Origin of the sequence: Arsukibacterium sp. MJ3 (assembly GCF_000987765.1) — a bacterium.
Taxonomy (GTDB): domain Bacteria; phylum Pseudomonadota; class Gammaproteobacteria; order Enterobacterales; family Alteromonadaceae; genus Alishewanella.
Window position 1 is genome coordinate 100,587 of record NZ_LAHP01000007.1, and the last position, 26,225, is coordinate 126,811.

Here is a 26,225-nt window from a genome sequence, read left to right on the forward strand (position 1 = left end):
TAATGCCCTCCTCGCCCGGACAGGAAAGCCAAGAGCAACATAAACAGAACCAAAATAAAGTCTATTCTGGTTCTGTTTTTATGCTAATTACCCGCCTAAGTATTAAATCAATTGGTATTGTTAGCTCACTGTTTTTAGCCCGCTTACTTACCCCGGAAGACTTTGGCGTAGTCGCCATTACCGTGGCAATTTACGCTTTTATAGAGCTATTTGGTGCCTTAGCGCTGGGTACCGCCTTAATTCAGCAAAAAACCAATACTCTCGATGACTATAACAGCGCCTGGACTTTTAATGTGCTGTTTGGTTTTGTTGCAGCAATAAGCCTGGCATTAATTGCGCCGCTGGTGGCGAGCTTTTATGCCGACCCACGGCTGCAGAGTGTACTTTATGTGCTGGCTTTTGTTAGTGTGCTGTCGGGTTTTCACAATATCAGTGTTATCGATTTTCATCGTAACCTTAATTTTCGTAAAGTACTGCAACTGCAATTGGTGCCAAAAATAATTAGTTTTGGGGTAACGTTAGCGTTGGCTTTTACCCTTAGAAATTACTGGGCACTGGTGTTTGGGGTACTCTCTAACCAACTGGTAGTAATGGTATATAGCTATATTATGCATCCGTTTCGGCCACGTGTGTGTTTTAGATCATTTAACAAATTGTTTAAGTTTTCTCGTTGGTTACTATTAAATAACATTGTAAATTTTATTAACGATAAAGTCAGCCAATTGGTCGTCGGCAAGGCACTATCACCCGCATCGCTTGGCTTATTGTCAATGAGTAAAGAAATTGGCCAGTTACCTAGCAGCCATATTGCAGTGCCTATCAATGTAGCGACTTTCCCAGTTTACTCGCGTTTTCAAGATAACCCAGTTGAACTAAGAAAAGCATACTTAAATACCGCTGCCTTAACCGCCAGCCTAACCATTCCTACTTCAATTGGCATTGCCATGGTTGCACCATTACTGGTGCCGGTGTTACTAGGCCAGCAATGGTTAAGCATGATACCTCTATTGCAACTACTGGCGCTGTCTAATATGTTTTTTAGTATTACCTCAAATAATAGCTATGTGTATTTAGCCGCTGGTAAGCCGCATATTTCCTTTATTATTAACTTCAGTAGGTTACTGGTATTTTTTGCCTTGTTTATTCCGCTGCTGCAATACCATGGTTTAATTGGTATTGGCGAGGCCAGGCTAGGCTCCACTTTGTTAATGGTATTAATTGTACAAGCGGCAGTTATGCGTTTTTTAAAATTACCAGTAATCGCTCTATTAACTGCTTTTATTCGCCCTGTGTCAGCAGGCTTACTAATGGCGCTAGCAGTGTGGACAGTGCAAATAACCACAAATTTATCTATCCCGCTGCTACAGCTTTTGCTGGAAACCCTGACCGGCGTAATCAGTTACGGCATGGTTACCCTAGTTATCTGGCACCTGCAGGGCTATCCTGAGGGCTTTGAGCATAATATTTTTAGCCGGTTGAATGTAAAAGGATTTCCGCCAGCTACCACTGGCCCACTACCCTAATCAATATAGTTATATAAAAGACAGCAACTATGAAAAAAACCTTTATTTTATTACTATTAAAATGGCTAGGAATGTTCTGGCTTGCAAAAAAGATTACCACCAAGCGTCCGCGAATATTGTGTTATCACGGAATATCAGTTGATGATGAGCACCTATTTTCACCTGGGGTATTTATGCGCAGCAGCACCTTTGCCAGGCGTATGACACTAGTTGCTAAATGGGGTTACCAGCCGGTATCACTAGACGAGCTATACCGGCAACAGCAAACGGGGCAGTACCTAAATGATACTTTAGTGATCACTATCGATGATGGCTGGGCGGCAATTGAGCAAGGCATCTTGCCATCTCTGAGGAAACATAATTTTAAAGCAACCTTGTATTTATGTACTTATTTTGTTGAAAATCAGCGGCCGGTATTTAATCTGGCTGTCTGTTATTTATTTTGGAAACATAGGACTCCTTTCATCCTTACTGAAAATAGTAGCTTAACGCCCTACACAGCGGAAACGCAATTAGATATTGAGAATCTGCTAAGTCTTTCAGTAAAGCTAGGGGCATCCTACGAGCAAGCTATACTTCAGGAACTAGCTGACTGCTTTGGTGAAGATCTTAGCCAGTGGCAGCAAAATGGTAAATTAATGTTTCTTGCGCCTGAAAAAGTAACTGCTCTGGCCGCAGAGGGTTTATCGATTGAACTTCATACTCATCGTCATAGATTTTGTAAAATAAATTTAGCCAATACAGAGTCAGAGTTAATACATAACAAGCAATATATTGCTAAGCTTACGGGTAAACAGGCTCGGCACTTCTGCTTCCCTAGTGGTAGATATCGACCCGAACAAGTCAAACTATTAGCAGATATGGAAATAAAAACTGCAACTACTACTGAAAATAGTCTAGTAAATATAAAAAAGGAATTACTTACGTTGCCAAGATTAGTTGATAACGATAATATTAGCGAGCTGGAGTTTGAGGCTGAGCTAACAGGCTTAATGACGCTGCTACGACTGGGCACTAGTTTTTTAAAACCAGATAATACGTTAAACCAATAATATATTAGGTGCCTTCCAAAATTAGCCTAAAATTAATTGGTTTTGGTTATTTTCTACTTTTTAGCTTTCGTATCAACACTAATACTTAATCTATAAAAATCGAATTGTTTTTGCCAAAGTCACCAAATTTAAGTGGATCCCAGCGCGAGTTACCCTCGATAATTTGAATGCCATCTGTCGTCACTGCGATATCCCAGCCGATAGAGCGTAATGGCAAAAACTTTAGTGCAGTAGCTTTTGCTATTTCAGACATTTCATCCCATAAAGGAACCAAAGCGCCTTCTAACACTGCGCCTGTATCTGGGTGCTGTGAAATATGAACGGGGCCATCTGAGGTCAGTAAAATAGGCTGCTTTAATTTTCCCGTCGACAGATCAATTGAGCAAAGCAAATTACCGGTTAGCCCGCTTTTATGATTATCCACCCTATTACTGCCAACGATTGGTTTAAAGTAAGCTCTAATTATTTTTACATTATTCTTACTGTCGATATAAGTAATAACTCTGAACGTTTGCAACCCTCGTTTAGGATTAATCTGCATAATACCCGGGTGATTTTTTAAACAGTGCTGTACCACAAATGAATTAAATTTAGGATGGCTATTCAGAGTATTAAAAAGTTTTTCCCCGGAGAACTTCAGCGTTTTATCAACAAAGTAGATACCATCACCATAAACCCCCAGGCTGGCTTTAATTACAAACTCCTCAGGACAATGGTTCTCAAAAAAATCAGCCCACTCAGCCTTACCAGCCAGCGCATGCTTACCCCACTGCACCCCCGGAGCATTTTTAAAAAAAAACCCAAGCAGTTTTGGCACCGGAATATTCATATGCATACAATAGGAATAAAACAATGCTTTATCTTCCGTAATAACCTGAAAAGACGGAGGGTTAAGCACTTGCTGTCGGCTTGTCATATAACTTTTACTGACGTAAGAATCAGAAATATTACCTTGATGATCAAGAAGATTGAGCTTTATCACTTCATCGGGAAGAAAACCATGCTCCCGGTACAGCTGATAATACTGAAAAAGCCGACTGAAATAACCAGAATAGCGGTTGGTTTTCGAGCTTAATGAGGCTTGGTGGGCAAACTGAATAAGCATTAATTTCCATTTTAATGTTTTGGTTAACTGATCTGTAAATTCAAGCACGATGGTCACTCCTTGTGTTTTTCAACGTTGAAAAATATTTTTAAATTCACTGCCAATATATCTAATAAAATTTTTTAAATATAAAGCCCGATCTCCCGGAAACCAGAAATCACTGTGAATATTCGGGTTTAAACCCCGCGCAAAAAACATTAAAAAGCTTCGCGCCTTGGCAGAATAGTTTACATCTTTCCTGCGCCACTCATTCACCAAATGCGCAACTTCACCAGGCCAGGTATCACGGCAAACCACATTTAGCTTTGGCTTATTCTCAAAATTCGATTTACCGTCTAAAAACCACTGAGCTTGCATTAGTGGGTAATCCATCCCTGCCCATAAATCAAGATGCAGGTATTGCCAATACCGAAAGTTAATTTCTATTAAATTAAAAGTTTTTGTCTGCTCATCATACCGGTACTCTCCCATGGCACAGCCCTGCCAGTTTAAATAGGAAAGTCGTTTTATCGTATCCTCTGCAACCTCCGGCAACCAACAACTTTCCCGCAAAGACATGGTGCCCCGGCTATGTGGCAGTGGATGGCAATCGCGAACGCAAGACACTGCCAACGCTTTACCATTGTCCATAAACACTGACACACCAATTTGAAAGCCACTGCATGCCTCCTGAACCAGCGCATATTCCCAGTTCGTTGACATTAAGGTGAGCGCTGCAAAGGCTTCTTCGCTTGTTTCAGTAAATAGAAATGAGCAGGCTGATTCAGCTCCACATGTTCGAAGTTTTTCAGCTTTTATGTAATATCCCGTTTTTGAGCCAGGTAACACGTCTGGATCAAAAGGTTCAGTTAAATTTACTACCGAAGATCGGGGATGATTTTTCATAAGGCCAAATTTTGAATCTGCATTAATAAATTTATTCACAACCGTTGTCTTACTAAAGCAGTCAAAGACAGTTTCTTCATCTGTACCAACGGGAAGTAAAGGTTTAAATTCATTAAATACCGGCTTTAAAGCCCATAAAATTCCAGAAGTTGGAACAATCATTTGTATATTGTGGCGAGCAATATAATCTCTCATCCATTCAATAAAGGTTGAATCATCATATGAGGGATACACTACAGAGTGATCTGCAAATTTTGATTTCAGGCCTAATGCATTATAGTCTGAAGATCCAGCATGCACCTCGTAACCGGCACGACCTAAAGATCTTATCGCAGCAATACAGGCGCGGGCATGCGCATCAGGTACAAATACAGGTATTTTCATTCGATTAACTCTAATCGCCAACTAGCTGGCTCACCTTCAACAGCCACCAACTTATAATTCGGATGAAGCTCAAAAACGTTTTTAGTGACATTACCAAAAAGGCAGCTTCGCTCTAAACGAGCAACACTATGCAGGCCTGAAGCTATTTGACCTTTATGCGCAGCTCTGTTGTCGGATCTTACAGCACCAACATAAAGTCTGGTGTTGGTACTTTCGAACAGATAATTAGAAACAAACTTTTTGCCAAGTTGGTAGATGCCTTTGCCCCGGTGCTGAGGATGAATATAAGCCGAATACTGGGTAGCAGTATTTGCCGGATACACTACCTTAATGCCAACATCACTAAACAAGCTTTGTTTCGAATTCAAACCAAAAAAGTTTACAAAAGCCAGTTGGTTATTAAGCACCAGCGTGACACAGTTTTCACCGTTTCGCTCCTTCTCGCTCATTATTTTTAAAAAATTCTGTTTGTTGTGCCAACTTTCTGTCTCTTCGAAAAACGCCATGTCCTGCCACTGATTAATTTTAAACGGCAGGCTTGTTTCAAATGGCCGGCAGGAATCTTTTGTCATTGCCAGTAAATAGAAAGAGGCACTGCTTGCCAGCCAACGTGAAATATCGTTGTTTTTAAAGTGGAATAAAAACCACTCTGACGAATATTTTATCAAGATATGAGTTCCCAACCTTTGCTCAGACCACCCAAAAAAATAACACAAAATCAACTTAGTATGAATCGTGCAAAAGGGCTACCTTTTTGTAATGCTGCGATTTCTTTCATCACCTTTTTAAGCTCTTGATCGATCAGCCCTTTACCATGCAACTGCAGTATATTAGTGCCACCCAAATCATTAAGCTCAAGGAATATAGCGCCTTGCTCGCTAATTATGAGGTCCCAATGCATTGCCCTCATATCATTTATCATTGAAGATGCTCTAAGCACTTCCGCTTTAACCTGCTGCCATAATGGCAGGATAAAACCACTGAAATCATTCCCCGATAATGGATGTTTCTGGTGGAGCTTAGTAGTTGGCCAATAATTATTAACAGCATCACTCACTTTCCCTGTATTCGGATCAACCATCGATAACATATTACCATGCTTGCCTTTGCTAAAATTATCGCTAAAGTTGTTCGATGTAATAATTTTCCAGGTTACTCGGTGAATATAAGGTCCCGCACCAGTGTTAAGAACTAATATACGTAAACCCGATGGAGTGCTAGTTTGGGTAAAGTCAGTAATAGCAGTGTGCTGGACCACAGGGCGCTGCAATAAAACACCGGCTTTTGGCTGATATCGGTGTGAGACAGCCAGGTCAATAGTTTTGCTAATAAAATCACCAAAGCTTATTAAGTCACCACATTTATCAATAACATAATTGCAGTTCTTATCTACGCCAGCAATATAAAAAGCACCTTGCCCTAAAGAGCCTTTAACGGGTTTTACAAAAATTGGCCCTTTTTCACTTTGCAGATACGCTTTAAGCTGTGACATATCGGTGAGGTGGTTTTTTACAAAGCTTGGAACTATACCCGTTGGCTTATAAATTGCCAAAATTTCCGTAGTGCGAATATTGTAAGCATTACATAACACTGCAAATAGTAATTTGTCCCATGCAGGCGCGACAGCATTACGCGGATTCAAACTGCGGTTAAAAGCTTCTTGTGCACCTTCACCAACCAATTCATAGTAGAACGAGGAACCTCGCGCAGAATTGTATACCTGATAATTATAATAATCAAAAATATTACAGGTGGGGTTCAGGCGATAAAGGACTACCACGTCAAGTAGCTGTGCAATATAACCTCGGTTCTTTTCCTGCTTTACAAAATACGCGTTCGAAAAAGCCAACTTAATCTTGCTAAAAAATTTAGTCATCTTGCAGTACCTCCAGCCTAAGTGAATTAATAAACTATTTTTTACATCTAGGAAATTTCAGAGTAAAGAGTGACAACTACCTTGAAAAACACCGGATTCAAAATTCACTTTAAAGAAGAATCTAGCAACTTACTGCATTCTGTTTTTCAGTATTTCCAAAAGCCTATTAACGCTTTGTTTCACAAAACTTTTCCTAGCAAACATTTTGATATCGATTAGCTCAGCAGATTTGTTAAAGTCAGAAACATACCTTACTAACCATTCTTTATTAATGCTGTTACTTTGTTTCTTTGTTACAGGAAGTGAAGGTATATCAGAGGTATTAATATCAACACCTGTAAAGTTTGCTATTTTTTCAATGCTCTGCACTATGTTATTTCGTACATCATCAAAATTAAACTCTAAATAGTTACTTTTGCTGGCCGCTAAACTATACCGCCAGGATGAATTGTCCAGAATCGTCTCACGCAGACAGCTATAAATATGTTTAAAGCTATAGACCGGATTTTCATTCACAGATTTTTGACCAGAAATCCAAACGCCTGTTTGACTCGCGATGGATAGAGAAACAGCTTGTTTTAATACGTATTCTCTTGATAAGAGTAGGAAGTATGCATTGGGAAATAGCTCAGTTAATTTACTAAATCCACCAAAAATGTATATATGAGAATAATGGATTTTTATTGCAAAAACACCATTTGGAGACGGTCTTCTTTTCTCAATCTCTTTAATTACGTCTTTTAAATTATCAATATGCAACCGTTTCTTCCACTCAGCTAAATTAGCAGGGTTAGCATATTCTAACGGGAATCCGAAGCTGCCGGTGTTATGTAAAGCATGCCCCAACATATGGCTTCAGCATCTCGCTGTCGAAGCAATTATTAATGTCTTTACTGGCTGCTCTAACGTAGGAAAATCATGACTTTCTGAAAACTGGTCTTCATATAAAAACATTCGAACATCCTTTGTTATTAAAAGTGCTAACATTGAGAAAATTTTAAATTAAATTCATTTCAAAAATTCGAATAGACTGTATGGGTTGGCCATATTAAAAGTATGCTGCAAGCACCAATACTCAACTAGCAATCATGTAGACAATTTAAATAAATCGTTTAGTATGCTAAATCTTGACAGGCTTGTGATGCTTATTCAGAAAGTTTAAAACCAACCGCCAAAAGCTTATTTTTCAACCCCGGTAATGGATAACCAGACGAATAGGCTTTTTCAGCTACTAACAGTGCTTCCTCGTACTGCTTAAGATCTACCAACAATAAGCCAAAGTTGTAATTAAGCTCGGCATAATCAGGGGCTAGCTCTAAAGCTTGCTGATATTGGTTAAGGGACGCATCTAACCCGCCGGTAAGATGCAAATGCATTGCATAAAGCATTCTTGCCGTTACATCTTTTGGGCTGAAATAAATTGCTCTGTTGAAATAACAATGCGCGGTATAAAATTTATCACGCTCTTGAAGCTTAACTTTTTCACGACGCTGATATTTTGCCATAGCTGCCAAGGCACGATGATGATTTGGAATAGCTCTGAGGGTATAGTCGATATCGCCCATAATTGAGCCTGTGCTTCCTCTGATTAATCGTTCAACATCTGTGGTGAAATGCGCACGAAGCACTATCGGCAATTTTGCAGCATCAGAAGGCTTTATAGCGTCATATGGGCCATAAGGGTTGGTTAAAGGCTGTCCAGGCTCAATACCACAGTTAAAGTTGTTACGCGGAGCAGCATTACTGAAAAAAGCAGAAAAAATTAATACCACAGCAAGCGTAATAGATCGATACGACATAGTGTAATCCTTTACTAAAGCGAGCAGACTTTTGCAAATTTCTAACAAAATCTAGTCTAGCTCATTAATTATGCAAGTCAATGACACATACGCAACAGTTGCATTAACCTTGGCAAAACGTTTAAATACTCATATTCGATGCGCGAACAGGGAAAGTTTGTGAAAAAACACATTTTATATATTGCATTCCATTTTCCACCGATACAGATAAGTAGTGGTGTGCACCGTACATTGGCGTTTACCCGTTATTTTGCTGAACAAGGTGATGATGTTGCAGTTCTGACAGTCTCTACTAAAGCGTATAAACAATCAGATGATAAAAATTTATCTTTGATACCCTCGGCGATAAAGGTAATACGCTGCTTTGCCAGAGATACTGCTTTCCATTTTTCGTTTAAAAATAAATATTTTAGCTGGATGGCTTTACCTGACCGCTGGCAAAGCTGGATTTTAGGCGGCGTTTTTCGTGGGCTTTTGCAAATCAGAAAACAGCGACCCGATGTATTGATCAGCACCTATCCCATCGCGTCTGCCCATTTCATTGCATATTTTTTATATAAGCTTACCGGTGTGCCTTGGATTGCAGATTTTCGTGACCCAATGCTGCAAGATGACTACCCATCAAACCCAAGGTTACGAAAGCTGTTTAGTTGGATAGAAAAAAAGGCAGCAAAGCATTGTAAGCACATAATATTCACCAGCCCTGGAGCACTTCAGCTATATAAACAGCGCTATCCTGAAGTAGCTGAAAATGTATGGCAAGTATTACCCAATGGCTACGACGAAACGTTATTTGCTATGGCAAATAATGTTCAACCAGTAAAAACAGATACCAGGGTAAAATTATTACATAGCGGCACTATTTACCCTTCTGAACGTGACCCTGTGCCTTTTTTCAATGCTATCGCAACATTGAAAAAACATCATTCTCAATTGAGCAAAAAACTGCATGTTGTGCTGCGTAACACAGGCCACGATGCATTGTTTAAACCAATGCTGCAACAGCTGGCAATAGAAGATGTTATAACACTAGCACCCGCGTTAAACTATGTAGAGGCATTAGAAGAAATGCTTTCTGCAGATGCATTACTACTAATGCAGGCGAGTAATTGTAATTACCAAACGCCCGCCAAGGCATATGAATACATTCGGGCAAAAAAGCCTATTTTGGCTCTGACAGATGCCGCTGGCGATACAGCACACTTAATAATGCAATCGCGTGTGGCAGAATTGGCAGCATTAGACGACACTACAAAGATAAGCATTGCTATTAGCAATTTATTAGACAATCTAAAGAACAGCCAATATAGGTATTTATCCAATGAGAAAATTATTACCTTCTCACGAACACATCAGGCAGAACGATTTAGGCAATTAATATTACAGTTGTAAACGAAAGGGTTTAAAAGGATTTTTATGGCGTGGCAATATACTATTCAGGACACTGATAACAAATCGAAAGTTTGTTTACAGCAAAGTCACAACTCAGATATGCGTATAGTCTTGGCAGGAACTAACAAGCCAATTATTGCAGAAAACCAACATGCAATTGCTATAGTATTTGGCCGCCTCCGCCCTTACAACCAAGATTATCTTTTAGATAATTCAGCTAAGTGGTTGCTAGATTTATACCAGAACACACCAACTGACTTATGCGCTCATATCGCTGGTTTTTTTCTGCTTATTATTGCTGACAAAACCGATGGCACTATCCGTATTATCAATGACCATGTTGGCAGCATACCCTGCTATATCGACCAGCGTGACAGCGCGGTATTACGTATAAGTGATAATATGCCTGCGCTTCAAGCAGCGGCTGGCAATGCAGAAATAGATAAGCAAGCTCTTTTTAACTACCTGTTTTTTCATTGCATTCCCTCACCAGTAAGTATTTATAAAGGCGTTAGCAAGCTGGAACCTGGCGTTATTGCTACGTTAAGTAACAATAATACTTGGCAGCAACATACCTATTATCAACCTACTTTTACTACATCAGAGCTGCCAGCAGATAAACTAATGGCACAGTGTAAAACGCTTATTTCTGAAGCAGTGCGGCGAAATATCAGCGACGATTGTGTTGCGTTTCTTAGTGGCGGCCTCGACAGCTCTACTGTTGCTGGTATGCTGGCAAAACATAGCGCAAATAACAAAGCAAAAACTTACTCTATTGGCTTTGAAGCCAAAGGTTATGACGAAACAGAGTATGCGTTAATAACCGCAAAACATTTTGGCACTGAGCATAAAGTGCACTATTTACAACCAGAAGAAATAACCGAGCATTTTAGCCATGTTGCGGCGGCTTTTAATGAGCCGTTTGGCAACTCGTCAGCGCTAGCTGCTTTCGTTTGTGCCAAAGTAGCTGCCGCTGATGGTATAAAAGTAATACTAGCGGGTGATGGCGGCGACGAAATTTTTGCCGGTAATGAGCGTTATATAAAACAAAAAACCTTTGAGCATTATGCCGCCCTACCCGGTTTGGCCCGCGCCAGCCTCGATTTATGTTTTTATAATGGCTTAGCGGCAAAACTGCCGGGGGTAAAAAAGGCCTACAGTTATATTAACCAGGCCAAAGTGCCGCTGCCTGACCGCTTAGATAGTTACAACTTTTTAAACCGCTTTAATTTAACCGAAATGCTTAACGCGGCCTTATTAGAGCAAGTTGATACCAACCAACCTGCACAGCAAAAGCGTGATCGCTACAATGCCTGTTTATCTAGTGATGCTGTAGATAAAATGATGTACCTGGACTGGAAGTTTACCCTGGCCGACAATGACTTGGTTAAAGTAAACCAAACCTGTCAACTCGCTGGTGTAGAAGTGCGCTTTCCGCTATTTGAAAAAGAGCTGGTCGATTTTAGTTGTACTATACCGGCTTCGCTGAAAGCACCTGGCCAGCAGCTGCGCGATTTTTATAAGCGTAGTTTTAAAGGCTTCTTGCCAGATGAAACGCTGGCTAAAAGCAAACACGGTTTTGGCTTGCCCTTTGGCGTATGGATGAAACAACAACCTAAACTGCAGCAAATTACCGCTGACAGCTTGGCCAGTTTAAAACAGCGCAATATAATAAAAAGCAGTTTTATTGAGCAAGCGCTTGCCACCTACCAGCAAGGCCATTCTGGTTACTATGGTGAACTGGTGTGGATAATGGTAACGCTGGAACTGTGGCTACAACAGCATGAGGCAAGCTATGTTACTTAAACCGTTGCATAAGCTATTGCATAAGTTACTGCAAACCGCAGGTAAAGTAGTTGGCCGTAATACGCTAAGCATTCTAATTTACCACCAAGTGTTAGCAACTGCCGACCCCATGCGCCCTAGCGAACCTACTGCTGAAGTTTTCGATTGGCATATGCGGCTATTACGCGACTATTTTACGCCGTTATCACTGGATGAAGCACTGGCGCATTTACAAAAAAACACCCTGCCAGCTAACGCCGTTTGCGTAACCTTTGATGATGGCTACCTAAATAACCTAACAGTAGCGCAACCTATATTGGCAAAATACAACATTCCGGCTACCGTTTATATTGCTACCGCGTTTAGCAATGGCAACAATATGTGGAACGACCGGGTTATGCATTTATTTGCTGACAAGCAACGCCAGCAGCTTAGTTTACAAGGCGCGCAAATAACCCTTGGTGATTGGCAACAGCGAAGAGCGCTAGCACATGAATGGCTGATGAAACTGAAATATTTGCCAATTAGCCCGCGCTTAGCGGAGGTAGATAAGCTATATCAGGAAAATAATGCCAGTGAGCAAGTGCCATTAATGATGTCACCCGTTCAAATAAAGCAGCTAGCCGCTGCAGGTATCAGCATTGGCGCCCACACGGTTAACCACCCTATTTTAAAAGTATTGCCAGCAGCGGAACAACAAACTGAAATAGTACAAAGTAAACAGCAATTAGAACAATGGTGCGGGCAGCCGGTTAACCATTTTGCTTATCCGAATGGCGCTTTTGGCCGTGATTTTGATGAAACTGCGCTAAATATTGTCGAGCAAGCAGGCTTTAGCTCAGCCGTGACGACTAACGGTGGCGTATCTACTAGTAACAGCTCGCCATTTAAACTCAGGCGTTTTACACCTTGGGATAAAAGCGTTTTAAAGTTTCATGCACGCCTGCTTAACACTATGCGCTAGGCGCAAACAATTAGGTTAACTAAAATGTTGGCACAATTAAAACAAACTTATCGCGAACTTGGGGCAGTTGACACAATGCTTTACATTGTAGATAAGGTATTAGTGAAGCTTACTTTTAACCGAATAGTGATCCATAAATACTATATTACCCGCCAACCAATAACAGACATTACCAATGTGCCGGTTACTAAAGCATTGGATGTTAAAATTAGACAATTAACCAAGGATGACCCTGCGCTAAAAACCATGGATAGGCCAATGACAACCTTACAACAACGTTATCAGCGTGGGGGGCTTTGTGTGGCAGCCTTTAAAAAAGGCCAGTTTGCCGGTAATTTATGGCTTAATTTTGATCAGTATCAGGAAGATGAAGTGAGATGCCGTTATATCTTGCATCCTACGGGCTACACAGCCTGGGATTATGATGTATTTGTTATGCCAAAATTTCGTTTTAACTATGTTTTTGCTAAACTGTGGGATCACGCCAATTTATTATTATATAAACGCAGCATTCGTTATGTTTATAGCAGAATTAATTACTATAATATTGGCTCACTGCAATCACATAAGCGACTAGGCAGCCGCATATATGGCACCGTTTTTTTTATAAATATTGGCACTTTCCAACTAATCTTTAGTCGACATTTCCGACCTTATTTTAAGTTGAGTATTCGAGATACCGACTTTCCTGAATTGTACATAGGTAACGATAATAAAAATGACTAGTCCAGAACTTATTAGAATGCTTAGTGTAACCCGCAGTAGAATATATAAGTTCCAATATGTAATTACTAATACAGCGGATTTAAAGATAAAGCAGTGTTTTAGCAATTCGTTAATTAATCGCTGTTGTAAGACTATTTCTGAAAACACTTTATTCTCAGTTAAATGTACTGCTTACAGTGAAGATATTACAGCCCACCAGTTAAAAATAGCTATTGCTCCCTTAAAATTTCATTCACAGTTCATATTTAAAGGTACTAATTATTAATATGCCTAAAAGTTTTAACTGGCAAGTTCAACCATTAAATATAGTAGATCCGACATTCATCGCTGATTGGGATTTTTTAAGCAATAAATACCATTCTAAAAACCAATTGTTAGGTAGTGAGTTTATTAATTCATTGTTAACTTATTTTGGTGATGTACCATTATTTGCAGTAAGAGCCGTGAAGCAAGGTGAGACCCACTGTCTGATGCTATTAAGGCGAAGGAATAAATTTATTTGGGAGCTTTTTAAACCCAGCCAGGCTCAGGTTGGTCTTTTACTAATAAACCCAGGTTTTAAACCTGATTTGAAAGCGTTATTACGCGCTTTGCCCGGTATTGCTGCAAGATTAGATTTTCTTAGCCTCGACCCAGCCGAACATAGTGCTCTACTTAATACCCTAAAAGACAATCAATTAGTACTTTACGCTACCAATATGCAAATCAAACTAGAAAGTGAATTTGACAGCTATTGGCGATTACGCTCGAAGAATTTACGCAAAAATATGTCACGTTATGAAAATCGACTGCAACGGGAAAATATTGAATTAGACTTTCGTCAAATAACAAGTCCACTACAAGTTTTATCTGCTGTGGATCGTTACGGCATGCTGGAATCTAAAGGCTGGAAGGGTAAATTGGTTACTGCACTACATCCAAGCAATCAACAAGGTGAGTTTTATCGCAATTTTTTGTATGAATTAGCCCAACAAAATAACGCTGTTGTTTACGAATACTATATTAAGGATCGCCTTGTAGCGTCAAGGTTATGCTGTATCAAAAGCGACATGTTGATAATTCTTAAAACTACCTTTGATGAAAATTTCAAGGCTTTTTCTTTGGGTCGTCTATTACTTAAACAGATTCTGAGTACGCTCTTTGAAAAAAATATATTAAAAATTGTCGACTTTTATACCAATGCATCTCCAGAACAACTTGAGTGGTCTACAGAACAAAGAAGTATGTTTAATGCCAGTATGTATTCAGCAAGCTTGCTTGGCAAACTTATGTCTGGTTTAGTTTTAGCCAAGCGGCAGTTTAAAAACAATAAAGCCGAGTTGAGTGAAAATAAAGATTAATGAAAAACCTGACCCAAGCTACTTTGTTAGATACCTCAAGTTCTGAAAAACCAAATATACAGCCATTTTTTATTAGAAAAAGCTGGTTTGATTATTTTGCGCAGCATATCAGCAAAGAAAATTCGGCGGTGTGGCTTGATGTAACAAAGCAAGAAAATGAAAAAATATTGCCATTAATAAACCAATTTAAAACCGGTGTTTTTGGTGTAAAGGGTTTGCGTGGTATGAGCAATTATTATTCTCTGGCATTTGGCATGATAGACCACACTTTAACAGAGACCTTATTAGCTGATGACTTTAATAGTGCAGCAATAAAATTTTTACAAGGCTATGACTGTATTAATATGTCTCCACTTTATCAACCACAAGCTGATTTCTGGCTTAAAGCGTTCAAAAAAATTGGCTTTTCAGGCCAACGCTATCAGCACTCTGTGAATTGGTATCATGACAAGATAATCGATATAAACCAGTACTGGTCTCTGCGCCCTCCACGACTATTAAATACCATTAAACGTAAACGTGAACAAATGCACAAAAATGGTGAGTTCAGCACCAAAATATACAGTAATGGCACACTAGCTCAATTAATACAGGCATTAATTGACTATCATCAAGTGTATTACCATAGCTGGAAACAGACTGAAGCTTACCCGGCTTTTATTGACGCAATTGCCGAAGATGCATGGCAGCAGGATGAACTTAGGATTGGTGTTATTTACCATCAACAAAAACCTGTTGCAGCCCAAATTTGGTTTATTTCCCAAACGTCAGCCTATATTTTTAAATTAGCGCATGTAGAAAGCTACACTAAGTTCAGCCCGGGAACAGTACTAATGGCAGCAATGCTGGAGCACGTTGTCATTCAGGATAAAGTTAACCGCATTGATTTTCTAACTGGCAACGACAGTTACAAGCAAGACTGGATGTCAGATAAACAGCCACTATATGGAATATATATGTGTAATAAACACTCGCTTAAAGGCTTATGTTTAGCAACAGTAAATACTTTAGGGCAACTGTGGAAGAAACTATTTTTCTAACGTTGCGTTTTTTATTACTCACAAAAGTCTACTATTACGTTAATACTTCAGCAATCTTATCAAGTTCTGCTGTGCTTAAACCTTGATGACAAGGTAACTGGATCAGTAGCTGCCTTAAACTCTCACCAGACGGTATTTCTGTTTCAGCTAATTCTTCCCAGCGCAGTACCTGAACTGCTTGCTCTCGCAGTTTGGCGAACCACTTAATATCATACAGTAAAAAAGGTACTACATAAGGCACATCGTCTTTACCCAACGAAGGGTAGACTAACTTTCCAGCACAACTATGCTGTAGTTTATTTGCAAGATAGTTATAGTTTTCTCGACGCTTAGCATTTACTGCCTCGTAGTTACTGTGCAACATTAACCAGCGGCTAACGCGCAAACAGTCTGCTGTTTGCATATGCCCTCGAAAATACCGCAGGTCGTCCATAGCCAAAGCCGAACACTTAATTGACCTGCTGCCAGATATAAAGGCTTTTAGTTCGGTAGCAATGTCAGGCAACTGGTTAACAGCTTTAAAACCAGGCAGATATAATAATCCACCATCAACAGAGCCTAATGTTTTGGCAATACTACTAACACTGGCACTAACTGCTATTGGTTTATTAACACAGGTTTGCCAAAACTGTGTCAGGCTGTGTGCGTTGTCTTCTATAACGGCTTTTCCAGCTAAAGAAGCAACTTGCAGAAGCGCATCTGCATTTTGTGAAAAGCCAAAATAACGCACTACCACTACATGACTAACTTGCGGTGTGAGTAAATTGCTAAAAAGAGTTATATCTGAACTGAGATCAGCGGATTGCGGATAAAACACCAAATTATAACCGGCATAAATAAATGGCTCTACCAAAGCTGGACAATGGTAAGCAGGCAATAACACGGTATTTTGTTGATTTGTATTTTTTAAGTATAGCGCTGCTGCTGCCAAGGCATAACGAGCTCGACTAAAACTACTTATATTGTTTAAGGGTAATGCATTCTGCCTAAAACTAGTTCCGCTTAACGTAAATACAGGCTGTACTTTTATCTGTGCAGATGGAAAGTTTTTTGCATCCATTAACGGTTTAGAAAATTTTACCGACATTCACTCAATCCCTGAATTTAAAGCTACTTAATGCTAACGCAGTACAACATAACAAACAACAACACAAAAAATTGTGCATATATTAGGATCCAACCTTGGTCGTAATCTTTGTAGCAGTTATGATGTAGCTCATTAAGGTTTAACCCATGGAAGGTACAGTGCAACAACACTTTTTAAGCACCGGCTTTATTCAGCTACAAAAGCGACACTTGTTTTTGCGCGCTGAACACTGTAACAACCCCAAGCGCCAAGCCATCATAGTACTACCGCCGTTTGCTGAAGAGATGAACAAAAGCCGCCACCTAATCAGTGCACTGATGCGCCAACTGTCTGATGCCGGTTCTAGTAGCTTTATGCTGGATAACTATGGTACCGGCGACAGTGAAGGTGATTTAGACCAGGCCACAATTAGCCTGTGGCGCGATGATTTATACCATCTTATACAGCTTTTAAAGCAGCAGGGTTACCGAAGTATTAGCTTTATTGCTGTGCGTTTTGGCACCCTGCAGTTATTTGATCTGTTAAATACTCATTTACTACCCTTACCGTTGCAACACATAATATTATGGCAACCGGTATTTGATGTTGCTAAATTTTGGCAACAATTTTTACGAATTAAAGTGGCCGAAGCAATGGCTAGTGGCAGCAAGATAAGCCAAAAAGAACTTGAGCAGCAACTACAGCAGGGTGACACTATTGAAATTGCTGGTTACCCGATAAGCCCAGCCTTTTATCAAAGCCTGCTTGGTATAAATAGTGTTTTACCGGCGCAATTACAACATAGCAACCTAAGTTGGTTTGAGACCTCGCAACTGGACACTATTGCCTTACCGGTGCAAAAAATGCTAAGCCAGCTACAACAGCACCAATTACTGGAAAACAGTAAAGTAAACTTTGTGCAGCTAAAAGCAGAACCCTACTGGCAAACGGCTGAATTGGCAACGGCAGACCAGCTTATTGCGTTAACCGTGCAGCAATTAACCCAAGGCCACATGCATGACTGAACACTATATTAGCCTGCAAGCCGCTGATGCGCAGCTAAGCGCTATATTACATCAGGCGTCGGCCAAAACCGGCGTGCTGCTAATTGTTGGCGGGCCACAATATCGGGTGGGTAGCCATCGGCAATTTGTTAAGGTAAGCCGTGCTTTGGCAGCTAGCGACATACCCACTATGCGCTTAGATAGTACCGGCATGGGCGACAGCAGCGGTAATAAAGCAGAATTTTATCTACAAAATAATGATATCTCGCTGGCAATTGATGGCTTTTTTCAGCACTGCCCGCAGTTAACCCAAGTAGTATTATGGGGGCTATGTGATGCCGCCAGTGCGGCGCTACTGTATTGTTATAAGCAAGACGACAACCGGGTGGCAGGATTAGTATTATTAAACCCGTGGGTTCGGCAACAGCAAAGCCATGCGCAGGTAATGTTGAAGCATTATTATTGGCAACGCCTTGGCACTAAAGCGTTCTGGCAAAAGCTGTTAGGTGGTGGCCTTAACCCCTGGCAGAGCCTGAAAGAACTGGTTAACACCTACCAGCAAAGTAGACAAAATAAACCGCAGCCAAACAACACTGAAGCCGCTGAGCAACGACCGCAGACAACCGCTGATAACTATGTACAACATATGTTGGAAGGTTGGCAAAATTTCAGCGGCAAAAGCTTGGTGATTACTAGTGGTAATGATCACACTGCCCAGGAGTTTTTAACCCTATGCCAGAACGCAGACTGGCAGCAGCAACTTAGCGCCAGTAAGCATGTCAATTTGGCAGCAGCAAATCATACCTTTTCTAGCGCAAACTGGCGACAGCAAGTAGAAAACGCCAGCCTGCAGTTCATAAAAGCACTGATCAATGTTAACACCCGCTAAAACCACAGCAAACTCTGTTTACAATAAAATCTCGGCCACATTGGGGTGCCCCAGAAAGTCTTGCGGGCTGGCTGTGGGGCCGTAAGCGCCTGACTGATATACCACCACCCAGTCGCCAACATCTGCTGTTGGTAGTGTCATGCGATCGGCTAAAATATCTAGCGGAGTGCATAACGGGCCAACGATGGTAACCAGTTCTGTTGCTTCCTGACTAATGCGGTTAGCAATAGTTACCGGGTAGTTTTTGCGAATAACCTGGCCAAAATTACCTGAATTGGCCAGATGGTGGTGTAAGCCACCATTGCATACTAAGTAGGTTGTGCCGCGCGATTGCTTTTTATCGACCACCTGGCAAGCGTATAAGCCCGCTTCAGCCACCAGATAACGACCCAGTTCAATAACCAGCTCAATATTGGCCAGCTCGTTGTGGTATTGGGCTAATAACCCCTGCAAAGACTCGCCTACCGGCGCTAAGTTAAGCCGCCGCTCACCGGCAAAATACGGAATACCAAAGCCGCCGCCTAAATTGATCATTTCAGGCCGGTACGGGCAAGCTGCTACCAGCTTAGCCGCTAAGGCAAACGTATGCTGGTGCGCTTCAATTAACGACTCTGGCTTTAAGTTTTGTGAGCCACAATAAATATGAAAGCCGCGTAATTTAACCGGCATATCAGCAATGTTAGCCAGCGTTTGCAATACCAGCTCTTCGTCAATACCAAAGGGCTTGGCGCCGCCGGCCATTTTCATACCAGAAGATTTAAGCTCAAACCCCGGGTTTACCCGCAGCGCTACTTGTGGTGTCTTGCTGGTTTGGCTACCAAGCTGACAAACACGCTGTAATTCGCCCAATGATTCAACATTTAAGGTAACGCCGGTAATAATGGCCGACAGTAACTCAGCGTCGCCCTTGCCCGGGCCGGCAAAGCTAATGTCGGCAACTGGCATACCGCTTTGCAGCGCCAGTAACATTTCTTTTTGTGAGGCGACATCGAAGCCGTCAACCAATGGCTTTAAATGTTGCACTACCGGCCAGTAAGGATTTGCCTTTACTGCGTAGTGTAGTTTTATTCGCGCCGGAATATGCTGCCTAAAATTAGCTACCTGCCGATCAATAATAGCGCGCTCGTAAACATAAAACGCGGGCCGGGCTAACAGCTGGCTAATTTCGGTCATGTTAAGCCCGGCTGCCACCAGTTGGCCCTGCGCCGTTTTAAACTGGCTCATTTGTTCATGCTGCGGCGCACTGTTACTGCTCATGTTGACGCTCCTGTCAAAAAGTAATCTTCATATTGGCTGGCCAGGGTTTTACGGTCAATTTTGCCGTTAGCGTTTTTAGGTAAACTGTCTAACACTAAAATAGTTCGTGGCTGCATAAAATTAGGTAAGCTGCGTTTTAGCTGGGTTTGCCAGCTGGCGATATCTGGATCTGACCCCGTAGTAGCCACCACTACAAGTATGGCCTGATCGACGCCATCGTATATGCCCATGGCGGCCACATCAACTAAGGCTGGATCTAACCGGTATATGGCTTCTTCTACTTCGGTAGGGCTTACCCGATAGCCTGAAGTTTTTATCATTTCATCGCGCCGGCCAATAAAATATAAATAACCTTCGGCATCAGCTTTTACGGTATCACCCGACCATACGGCCGGGCTGGTTAGTTGAATACCCGCTGGGGTCATCGGGTCAAACTTAAAACGCTCGGCGGTTTTTTCCGGGGCATTCCAGTAACCTAAACTAACCAATGGCCCGCGATGCACTAACTCGCCTGGCTCATTCGGGCCACATAAACTGCCGTCTTCGCGCACTACCAAAATTTCGGCATTGAGAATGGCTTTACCCATTGAGCCAGGTTTACGAGCTAAATCGGCCGGTGGCAGATAAGTAGAACGAAAGGCTTCGGTTAAGCCGTACATTAAATAAGGCTCGGCCTGGCTAAAAATAGCCTGTAACTGGCTAAGCAGTGTTTGTGGCATGGCGCCACCAGAGTTGGTTAAATAGCGCACGCTAGCGGCACTGCCTGCTGGCCATTTAGCTTTTGCCAGCTGGGCCCAAAGTGGCGGCACTGCGGCAATGCCGGTTACCTGGTGTTTGGTAACCGCGCGCACCACGTCTTGCACTAAAAAAAAGTCTAGTAGCACCACACTGGCGCCACTTAAAAAAGCGGTGGTAAGCTGGCTTAGGCCGTAATCGAAACTAAGTGGTAACAGCGCCAAAATAACGTCGTCGCTACTATTATTAAGATAACTGGCAACACTGCTGGCGCCTACCAACATATTGCGCTGGGATAAAACCACGCCCTTTGGCTTGCCAGTACTGCCCGACGTATACAAAATGGCGGCCATGTCGCTGTCGGTTACCGCGCCGGTTAGCCCACAGACAAAATCATGCTCAGGTTGGTTGGCAGCGGGCAATAACGGTTTAACAGCCAGATGAGCAGCTACCTGCTCTGAATTTTCGTCATCAGTTAATAAAACGGTGTGTAAATCTGGGCACTGTGCTAATACCTCGGTTAGGGTAGCCAGCCGGTCTTTACTGGTAACTAACACCCGCACATTACAATCTTGCAAAATATGCTGCACTTGCACTGGCTTAAGCGCCGGATTAACGGGCACAAACACGCCACCACAGGCACTGGTGCCCCAAATGGTGTAGATGGTTTCAAATTGTTTCGGCAAGTACACTGCCACTCGGTCAAAGCGTTGTACACCCTGCTGGCATAAGGTAGCGGCGACATTGTTAACCTGCTGCAACAACTCAGTGTAGCTTAAGCTGTCGGCTTTAAAGTGCAGTGCCGTATGCTGTGGATAGGCTTGCTGGGCTTGTATAAGCAGTTGATATAAATTTTTGGCCATCGTGTCCTTTAGACCTTTCACTTTTAATCCCTTTATGTGCAATAATAAAACAGTTTTAACAAAAAACCGATAGTAAATTGAGGTTGCGCTTAAAATTTAGTTTGTAAACAGCAAACTAGGCTTAACCTTAATTAGGATAAAGGTATAAAAAGGACGCATTACATGCCCAATCATCAATTGCTCGCCGATATTTTACGCACTGTACTACAAATAGATAAAGAATTCAGCGCCGACACCCCATTATTGGGTGCCATTGCGGAATTTGATTCTATGGCAATTATTGCCGTCATTACCGAACTGGAAGACCAGCTGGGCATCGAGTTTGATGACGATGAAATTTCAGCAGAAATATTCGAAACCTTTGGCGGTTTAGCCAACTTTGTAGCACAAAAACAAGCGGCGTAAGGCCTTTGCTATTTCATTTATTACAGGATTTTTTATGTCGCCATTTCGCCGGGTATCTGTTATTGGGTTAGGGTACATTGGGTTACCTACTGCTGCTGTTATTGCTTCGCGTGGTGTTGATGTATTGGGTGTTGATGTATCTGAGCACGCCGTTAACACTATTAACCAAGGCAAAGTGCATATTGTAGAACCCGACTTAGACATGTTGGTGCAAGCGGCGGTAACAACCGGCAAACTTAAAGCATCGCTTAGCCCGGAAGCAGCTGATGCTTTTATGATAGCGGTGCCTACGCCGTTTAAAGAAAATAAAAGCCCGGATTTAAGCTATATAAAAGCGGCATTAACTACCATAGCGCCGGTGCTGGTAAAAGGCAATTTGGTGGTGTTAGAGTCTACGTCGCCGGTGGGCACCACCGAGCAAATTTCAGAATGGTTGGCTGAACTGCGGCCTGATTTAAAAATGCCGCACACTGACGGCGAACACGCTGACATTTATATTGCGCATTGCCCAGAGCGGGTATTACCGGGCCGGGTGCTGCAAGAATTGGTAAGTAATGACCGGATTATTGGTGGCATAACCCCACGCTGCGCTGAGCGGGCTATAGAATTGTATCAGCTGTTTGTCCGCGGTGAATGTTTACGCACTTCGGCCCGCACTGCTGAAATGGCTAAACTTACCGAAAATGCCTTTCGGGATGTCAACATTGCTTTTGCCAACGAGTTATCCATTATTTGTGATACGCTGAAAATTAACGTGTGGGAATTAATTAAGCTGGCCAATCGCCACCCGCGGGTAAATATTTTAAGCCCCGGCCCTGGTGTTGGCGGCCATTGTATTGCTGTTGACCCTTGGTTTATTGTTGACTCTGCACCCGAGCAAGCGCAAATTATCCGTAAAGCACGGGAAATTAATGATAATAAACCGTTGTATGTGATTGAAAAAATTCGCCAGGCGGCAGATCAATTTAAAAAGCCGGTTATTGCCTGTTTAGGGTTAGCCTTTAAAGCAGACATTGACGATTTACGTGAAAGCCCGGCGCTGGATATTGCCAAAAAACTGTTAACCGAGAATATTGGTAAAGTGCTATTAGTAGAGCCCAATATTAAAAAGTTACCCGCTAAATTAGAACATTTAAATGCCGAACTGACCACGTTAAACCACGCGCTGGAGCAGGCAAATATTATAGTAGTGTTGGTTGACCATAAACAATTTAAAAGCATACAACCAACTGAAATAGCAACCAAAGTTGTAATAGATACCAGAGGGATTTTCGGGTAAACCGGTCCTGCATTATCATCACAAAGGAGTGTAGTTAGATGAAAAAAATATCATTAACCGCCGTATTGCTGCTGGCAGCCCTTAGTGGATGTAGCGGCAAAGATGCTGCCGAACACTACCAAGACGCCTTAAAATTTAGCCAAAACAACCAATATAATGCGGCTGTTATTGAGTTGAAATCGGCTATTTCTCAGGCACCGGAAAATATTGATTACCGTTTGTTACTGGCCAGAGTTTACTTAAACGTAGGCGATGTTGTTTCGGCAGAAAAAGAATACGAACGGGCGCTAAGCAATGGTGCGGATGCTGAAAGTATTGCCATTGAAACTATTCAAGCCAGTTACCTGGCAGAAAACTATCAAAAAGTTTTAAGTTTATTTACTGAAACTGCCGGCTTAAGCACTGCCACAGAGCATTATTTGCAGTTTTACCGGGCGTTAGCAGAAGTAGAGTTAGGGGCAGCTGACAACGCGGTAGATATTTTTGATAAATTAGTTAATAGTGAATATACCGATTTAGCCCGTTATTCAGAAGCGGCATTACTGCTAAATGCCCGTAATATTGATGAAGCACTAACTGCGGTTAACCAAATAGCTAAAGATAGCGTTATTGCTAAAGAAGCGCTGCTATTAACCGCCCAGTTACAGTTGCTGGCAACGCAAACAGACGATGCCATTGTTAATTTGCAAAATTACATTGCTAAGGTACCACGAGCCTTAAAAGTACGTTTACTGCTGGCGCAAACCTATGTGCAGCAGCAGCAGTTTCCTGCAGCCGATGAACAGTTGGTGTATATTTTACAACTGGCGCCAGAACATGGCCTAAGTAACTACTTAAAAGCGGTTATAGAATATCAAAAGCAAAACTACCCTGTTGCAAAAGAGCACATTGACAAAGCAATAAGTGCCCGCTTTAGCAATGCCCCCAGCCGGATTTTAGCCGGCATTACCAGCCATCAGCTTGGCCTGGAAGTGCAGGCGCTTAGCCATTTAAGTGCTGTTAAAGACAGCTTACATACTTACCCACCAGCGCAGCGACTGTACTCGTTATTACAATTGCGCGCCGGCGAAACGTCTGACGCAGCAGAAAACCTAAGTAAAGCAGATTTTAGTGAGCAAGATTTATCGCTAGTGGCCAGTACAGCGTTTCAGCTTATTAGCCAGGGCGACGATAGCATGGCGGCGAACATTATTAGCCGCTACGAGAATATGGTGGTGTCGCAGGATGGCCGCTCGCTTAGCACCTTGGGCAGCCTAAAGTTGGGCTTACCTGATCGCAACGCAGAGGGTATTCAAAACCTGGAGCAGGCACTGATGCTTGACCCGGCCATGCATGATACCCGCTTGGTATTGGCTGGCAGTTATATTCGACAAAAGCAGTTTGATAAAGCAGCGGCGCTGGCCGATGAATGGTTAAAAACCGCTGAAACCCGCAATGCTGGCTATAACCTGAAAGCCCTAACGTACTTGCTGCAAAAAGATTTAGACAACGGCAAGTTAATGTTGGCCGAAGCGCAAAAAGCTGACAGTGAAAATGTGTTTACCCTTTATATGTTGGCTGCTGTTGCCCGCGACGAAAATAACATTGAGCAAAGCGATAACTTGTTAAAGCAAGCCATAGCGCTGCGTTCAGATTATGTGCCGGCGTTAATTGCTATTTTTAGCTCGATGCAACAACAAGGTACGCCAGAAGTTGGCCTGGAAATAGTAGAGCGTGCACATAAAACCCATGTTGATAATAATCAGATAAGAATGTTGCTGGCTAATATATACCGTAGCCAAAACAACTTTGCTGAAGTAATTAGTATTATGCAGCCGGTAACCGATACCCAACAACAATTTACGCCGGCGTTTTACACGTTAATGGTAAATGCTTATGTTAGAACCGACCAGGCTGATAAGGCATTAGCCTTAGCCGAACGCTGGTTTAACAGCGACGATAAAAACATTCAAGCGGGTTTAGCCTATAGCAACTTACTGGCTAATGCGCGTCGCTTTAAAGATGCGATTGTAGTGCTAGATAAGCAACTTAAACTATTTCCAAAAGAGCCGGTTTTACTGCGAACTAAAATTGCCGCTCAATCTGAAAACGGTGACCATAAAGGTGCCCTAACCACTTATCAGCTGTTACCTGCTGCAGTGGCCAACAGTGCCGAAATGTTGTATCACAAAGGCCGCATTCAAATACTGAACAAGCAAGTTAGCCCGGGTTTGGAAACGCTGAATACCTCTTATAACATGACACCGCATCCGGTAACGGCCATTGCTATTGCCGGCGCTTATGCCAAAGATGTGTCGTATCGCCGGGCGGTTGGTTTTATTGAAGAGCATTTTGCAAAACACGGTAAAAACAATGCTGGTTTACGGGCTTTTTATGCCAATTTACTGATTGAGGATGATGTAAATAAAGCGGTTGTTGAGTACCGCGAATTGGTAAGTGAAACACCTGATAATTTAATTGCGCTAAACAACTATGCCTGGGTGTTATTGGAAGTTGGCCGGATTGATGATGCCAAAAGCTACGTTGAACAAGCCTTAAAAATTAATAACAGCCACCCAGATGTATTAGACACCTATGGCAGAGTATTACTTGAGCAAGGTGAACTCGCCAAAGCCAAAGCGCAGTTTGAACAATCGCTGGCGTTGCGCCCTGGCAATGCCGAAGTGCAGCTTAACTTAGCTCATGCTCTTATCCTTAACGGTGAGCAAGCACAAGCAACTAAAGTACTGGCGGCAGTGAATACTGACAATTCAAAATTTATTAGTCGTGCTAAAGCTTTGCAGCAGCAGTTAGAACAATAAACGATAGTAATATCCATACTGTAAAGCCGGGGTCTCCCGGCTTTTTTATTGCCGT

22 protein-coding genes are annotated in these 26,225 nt (G+C 42.0%); 13 read left to right on the top strand and 9 right to left on the bottom strand.

The annotated features are described in order from the left end of the window. Positions 1-80: 80 nt before the first annotated feature. Positions 81-1,523, top strand: a complete 1,443-nt coding sequence (locus VT06_RS07280; protein WP_161795037.1) for a lipopolysaccharide biosynthesis protein — start codon at positions 81-83, stop codon at positions 1,521-1,523. Between the two features lie 29 nt (positions 1,524-1,552). Beyond that, the gene (locus VT06_RS07285) at positions 1,553-2,575 is read left to right on the top strand and encodes a polysaccharide deacetylase family protein (protein ID WP_046553624.1); all 1,023 of its coding nucleotides are present in this window, start codon (positions 1,553-1,555) and stop codon (positions 2,573-2,575) included. Between the two features lie 85 nt (positions 2,576-2,660). On the opposite strand, the gene VT06_RS07290 is transcribed toward VT06_RS07285, so the two are convergent. The 6 genes from VT06_RS07290 to VT06_RS07315 all read right to left on the bottom strand — a co-directional run bounded on the left by VT06_RS07290 (position 2,661) and on the right by VT06_RS07315 (position 8,672). Then, positions 2,661-3,728, bottom strand: coding sequence for a sugar-transfer associated ATP-grasp domain-containing protein (locus VT06_RS07290; protein WP_046553625.1), 1,068 nt, complete (start codon positions 3,726-3,728; stop codon positions 2,661-2,663). A 21-nt stretch (positions 3,729-3,749) separates the two neighbouring features. After that, entirely contained in the window at positions 3,750-4,949 is a 1,200-nt protein-coding gene (locus tag VT06_RS07295; RefSeq protein ID WP_046553626.1) for a hypothetical protein, read from the bottom strand. Next, a complete protein-coding gene (locus VT06_RS07300) occupies positions 4,946-5,617 on the bottom strand; it encodes a hypothetical protein (protein ID WP_152658991.1) in 672 nt (223 codons plus the stop codon). The genes VT06_RS07295 and VT06_RS07300 overlap by 4 nt, the downstream gene beginning before the upstream one ends. 50 nt (positions 5,618-5,667) lie before the next feature. Continuing rightward, positions 5,668-6,825 (bottom strand): sugar-transfer associated ATP-grasp domain-containing protein, encoded by a 1,158-nt coding sequence (locus tag VT06_RS07305; RefSeq protein ID WP_046553628.1) that lies wholly within the window; start codon positions 6,823-6,825, stop codon positions 5,668-5,670. Positions 6,826-6,954: 129 nt separating this feature from the next. Further along, complete coding sequence (locus VT06_RS07310) at positions 6,955-7,674, bottom strand: Stf0 family sulfotransferase (RefSeq protein ID WP_052750190.1); 720 nt, start codon at positions 7,672-7,674, stop codon at positions 6,955-6,957. Positions 7,675-7,970: 296 nt separating this feature from the next. Beyond that, complete coding sequence (locus VT06_RS07315) at positions 7,971-8,672, bottom strand: tetratricopeptide repeat protein (RefSeq protein WP_161795038.1); 702 nt, start codon at positions 8,670-8,672, stop codon at positions 7,971-7,973. A 111-nt stretch (positions 8,673-8,783) separates the two neighbouring features. On the opposite strand from VT06_RS07315, the gene VT06_RS07320 reads away from it, so the two are divergent. The 6 genes from VT06_RS07320 (at position 8,784) to VT06_RS17520 (ending at position 15,871) form a co-directional block, all read left to right on the top strand. After that, positions 8,784-10,016: a glycosyltransferase gene (locus VT06_RS07320; RefSeq protein WP_052750191.1), complete on the top strand. Its 1,233-nt coding sequence runs from the start codon at positions 8,784-8,786 to the stop codon at positions 10,014-10,016. A gap of 24 nt (positions 10,017-10,040) precedes the next feature. Then, on the top strand, positions 10,041-11,822 hold the full coding sequence (locus tag VT06_RS07325) for an asparagine synthetase B (RefSeq protein ID WP_046553631.1): 1,782 nt from the start codon (positions 10,041-10,043) through the stop codon (positions 11,820-11,822). After that, the gene (locus VT06_RS07330; protein WP_052750192.1) at positions 11,812-12,765 is read left to right on the top strand and encodes a polysaccharide deacetylase family protein; all 954 of its coding nucleotides are present in this window, start codon (positions 11,812-11,814) and stop codon (positions 12,763-12,765) included. Before VT06_RS07325 ends, VT06_RS07330 begins: the two co-directional genes overlap by 11 nt. A gap of 24 nt (positions 12,766-12,789) precedes the next feature. After that, positions 12,790-13,491 carry a hypothetical protein gene (locus VT06_RS07335; RefSeq protein ID WP_046553632.1) on the top strand — a complete coding sequence of 234 codons (702 nt, stop codon included), beginning with the start codon at positions 12,790-12,792 and terminating at the stop codon, positions 13,489-13,491. Positions 13,492-13,757: 266 nt separating this feature from the next. Next, the gene (locus VT06_RS07345; RefSeq protein ID WP_046553634.1) at positions 13,758-14,831 is read left to right on the top strand and encodes a GNAT family N-acetyltransferase; all 1,074 of its coding nucleotides are present in this window, start codon (positions 13,758-13,760) and stop codon (positions 14,829-14,831) included. Further along, complete coding sequence (locus VT06_RS17520; protein ID WP_052750193.1) at positions 14,831-15,871, top strand: GNAT family N-acetyltransferase; 1,041 nt, start codon at positions 14,831-14,833, stop codon at positions 15,869-15,871. Before VT06_RS07345 ends, VT06_RS17520 begins: the two co-directional genes overlap by 1 nt. A gap of 34 nt (positions 15,872-15,905) precedes the next feature. Here the strand turns inward: VT06_RS17520 and VT06_RS07355 are convergent, their stop codons facing one another. After that, positions 15,906-16,958 (bottom strand): DegT/DnrJ/EryC1/StrS family aminotransferase, encoded by a 1,053-nt coding sequence (locus VT06_RS07355; RefSeq protein ID WP_046553635.1) that lies wholly within the window; start codon positions 16,956-16,958, stop codon positions 15,906-15,908. Between the two features lie 146 nt (positions 16,959-17,104). Here VT06_RS07355 and VT06_RS07360 point away from each other — a divergent pair, with 146 nt between their 5' ends. Together VT06_RS07360 and VT06_RS07365 are read left to right on the top strand one after the other, a co-directional pair. Next, positions 17,105-17,962 (top strand): glycosyl transferase, encoded by an 858-nt coding sequence (locus VT06_RS07360; RefSeq protein ID WP_046553636.1) that lies wholly within the window; start codon positions 17,105-17,107, stop codon positions 17,960-17,962. Further along, positions 17,955-18,830 (top strand): hydrolase 1, exosortase A system-associated, encoded by an 876-nt coding sequence (locus VT06_RS07365; RefSeq protein WP_046553637.1) that lies wholly within the window; start codon positions 17,955-17,957, stop codon positions 18,828-18,830. Before VT06_RS07360 ends, VT06_RS07365 begins: the two co-directional genes overlap by 8 nt. A gap of 18 nt (positions 18,831-18,848) precedes the next feature. Here the strand turns inward: VT06_RS07365 and VT06_RS07370 are convergent, their stop codons facing one another. After that, positions 18,849-20,087: a pyridoxal-dependent decarboxylase, exosortase A system-associated gene (locus VT06_RS07370; protein WP_046553638.1), complete on the bottom strand. Its 1,239-nt coding sequence runs from the start codon at positions 20,085-20,087 to the stop codon at positions 18,849-18,851. Continuing rightward, positions 20,084-21,685, bottom strand: a complete 1,602-nt coding sequence (locus VT06_RS07375; RefSeq protein ID WP_052750194.1) for an acyl-CoA ligase (AMP-forming), exosortase A system-associated — start codon at positions 21,683-21,685, stop codon at positions 20,084-20,086. The genes VT06_RS07370 and VT06_RS07375 overlap by 4 nt, the downstream gene beginning before the upstream one ends. Before the next feature lie 162 nt (positions 21,686-21,847). On the opposite strand from VT06_RS07375, the gene VT06_RS07380 reads away from it, so the two are divergent. The 3 genes from VT06_RS07380 to prsT are packed head-to-tail and all read left to right on the top strand — an operon-like array spanning position 21,848 to position 26,170. Further along, the gene (locus tag VT06_RS07380; protein ID WP_046553639.1) at positions 21,848-22,090 is read left to right on the top strand and encodes an acyl carrier protein; all 243 of its coding nucleotides are present in this window, start codon (positions 21,848-21,850) and stop codon (positions 22,088-22,090) included. 34 nt (positions 22,091-22,124) lie between these two features. After that, entirely contained in the window at positions 22,125-23,369 is a 1,245-nt protein-coding gene (gene wecC / locus VT06_RS07385) for a UDP-N-acetyl-D-mannosamine dehydrogenase (RefSeq protein WP_046553640.1), read from the top strand. A 38-nt stretch (positions 23,370-23,407) separates the two neighbouring features. Beyond that, positions 23,408-26,170, top strand: a complete 2,763-nt coding sequence (gene prsT / locus VT06_RS07390) for an XrtA/PEP-CTERM system TPR-repeat protein PrsT (protein ID WP_046553641.1) — start codon at positions 23,408-23,410, stop codon at positions 26,168-26,170. Positions 26,171-26,225 lie beyond the last annotated feature (55 nt).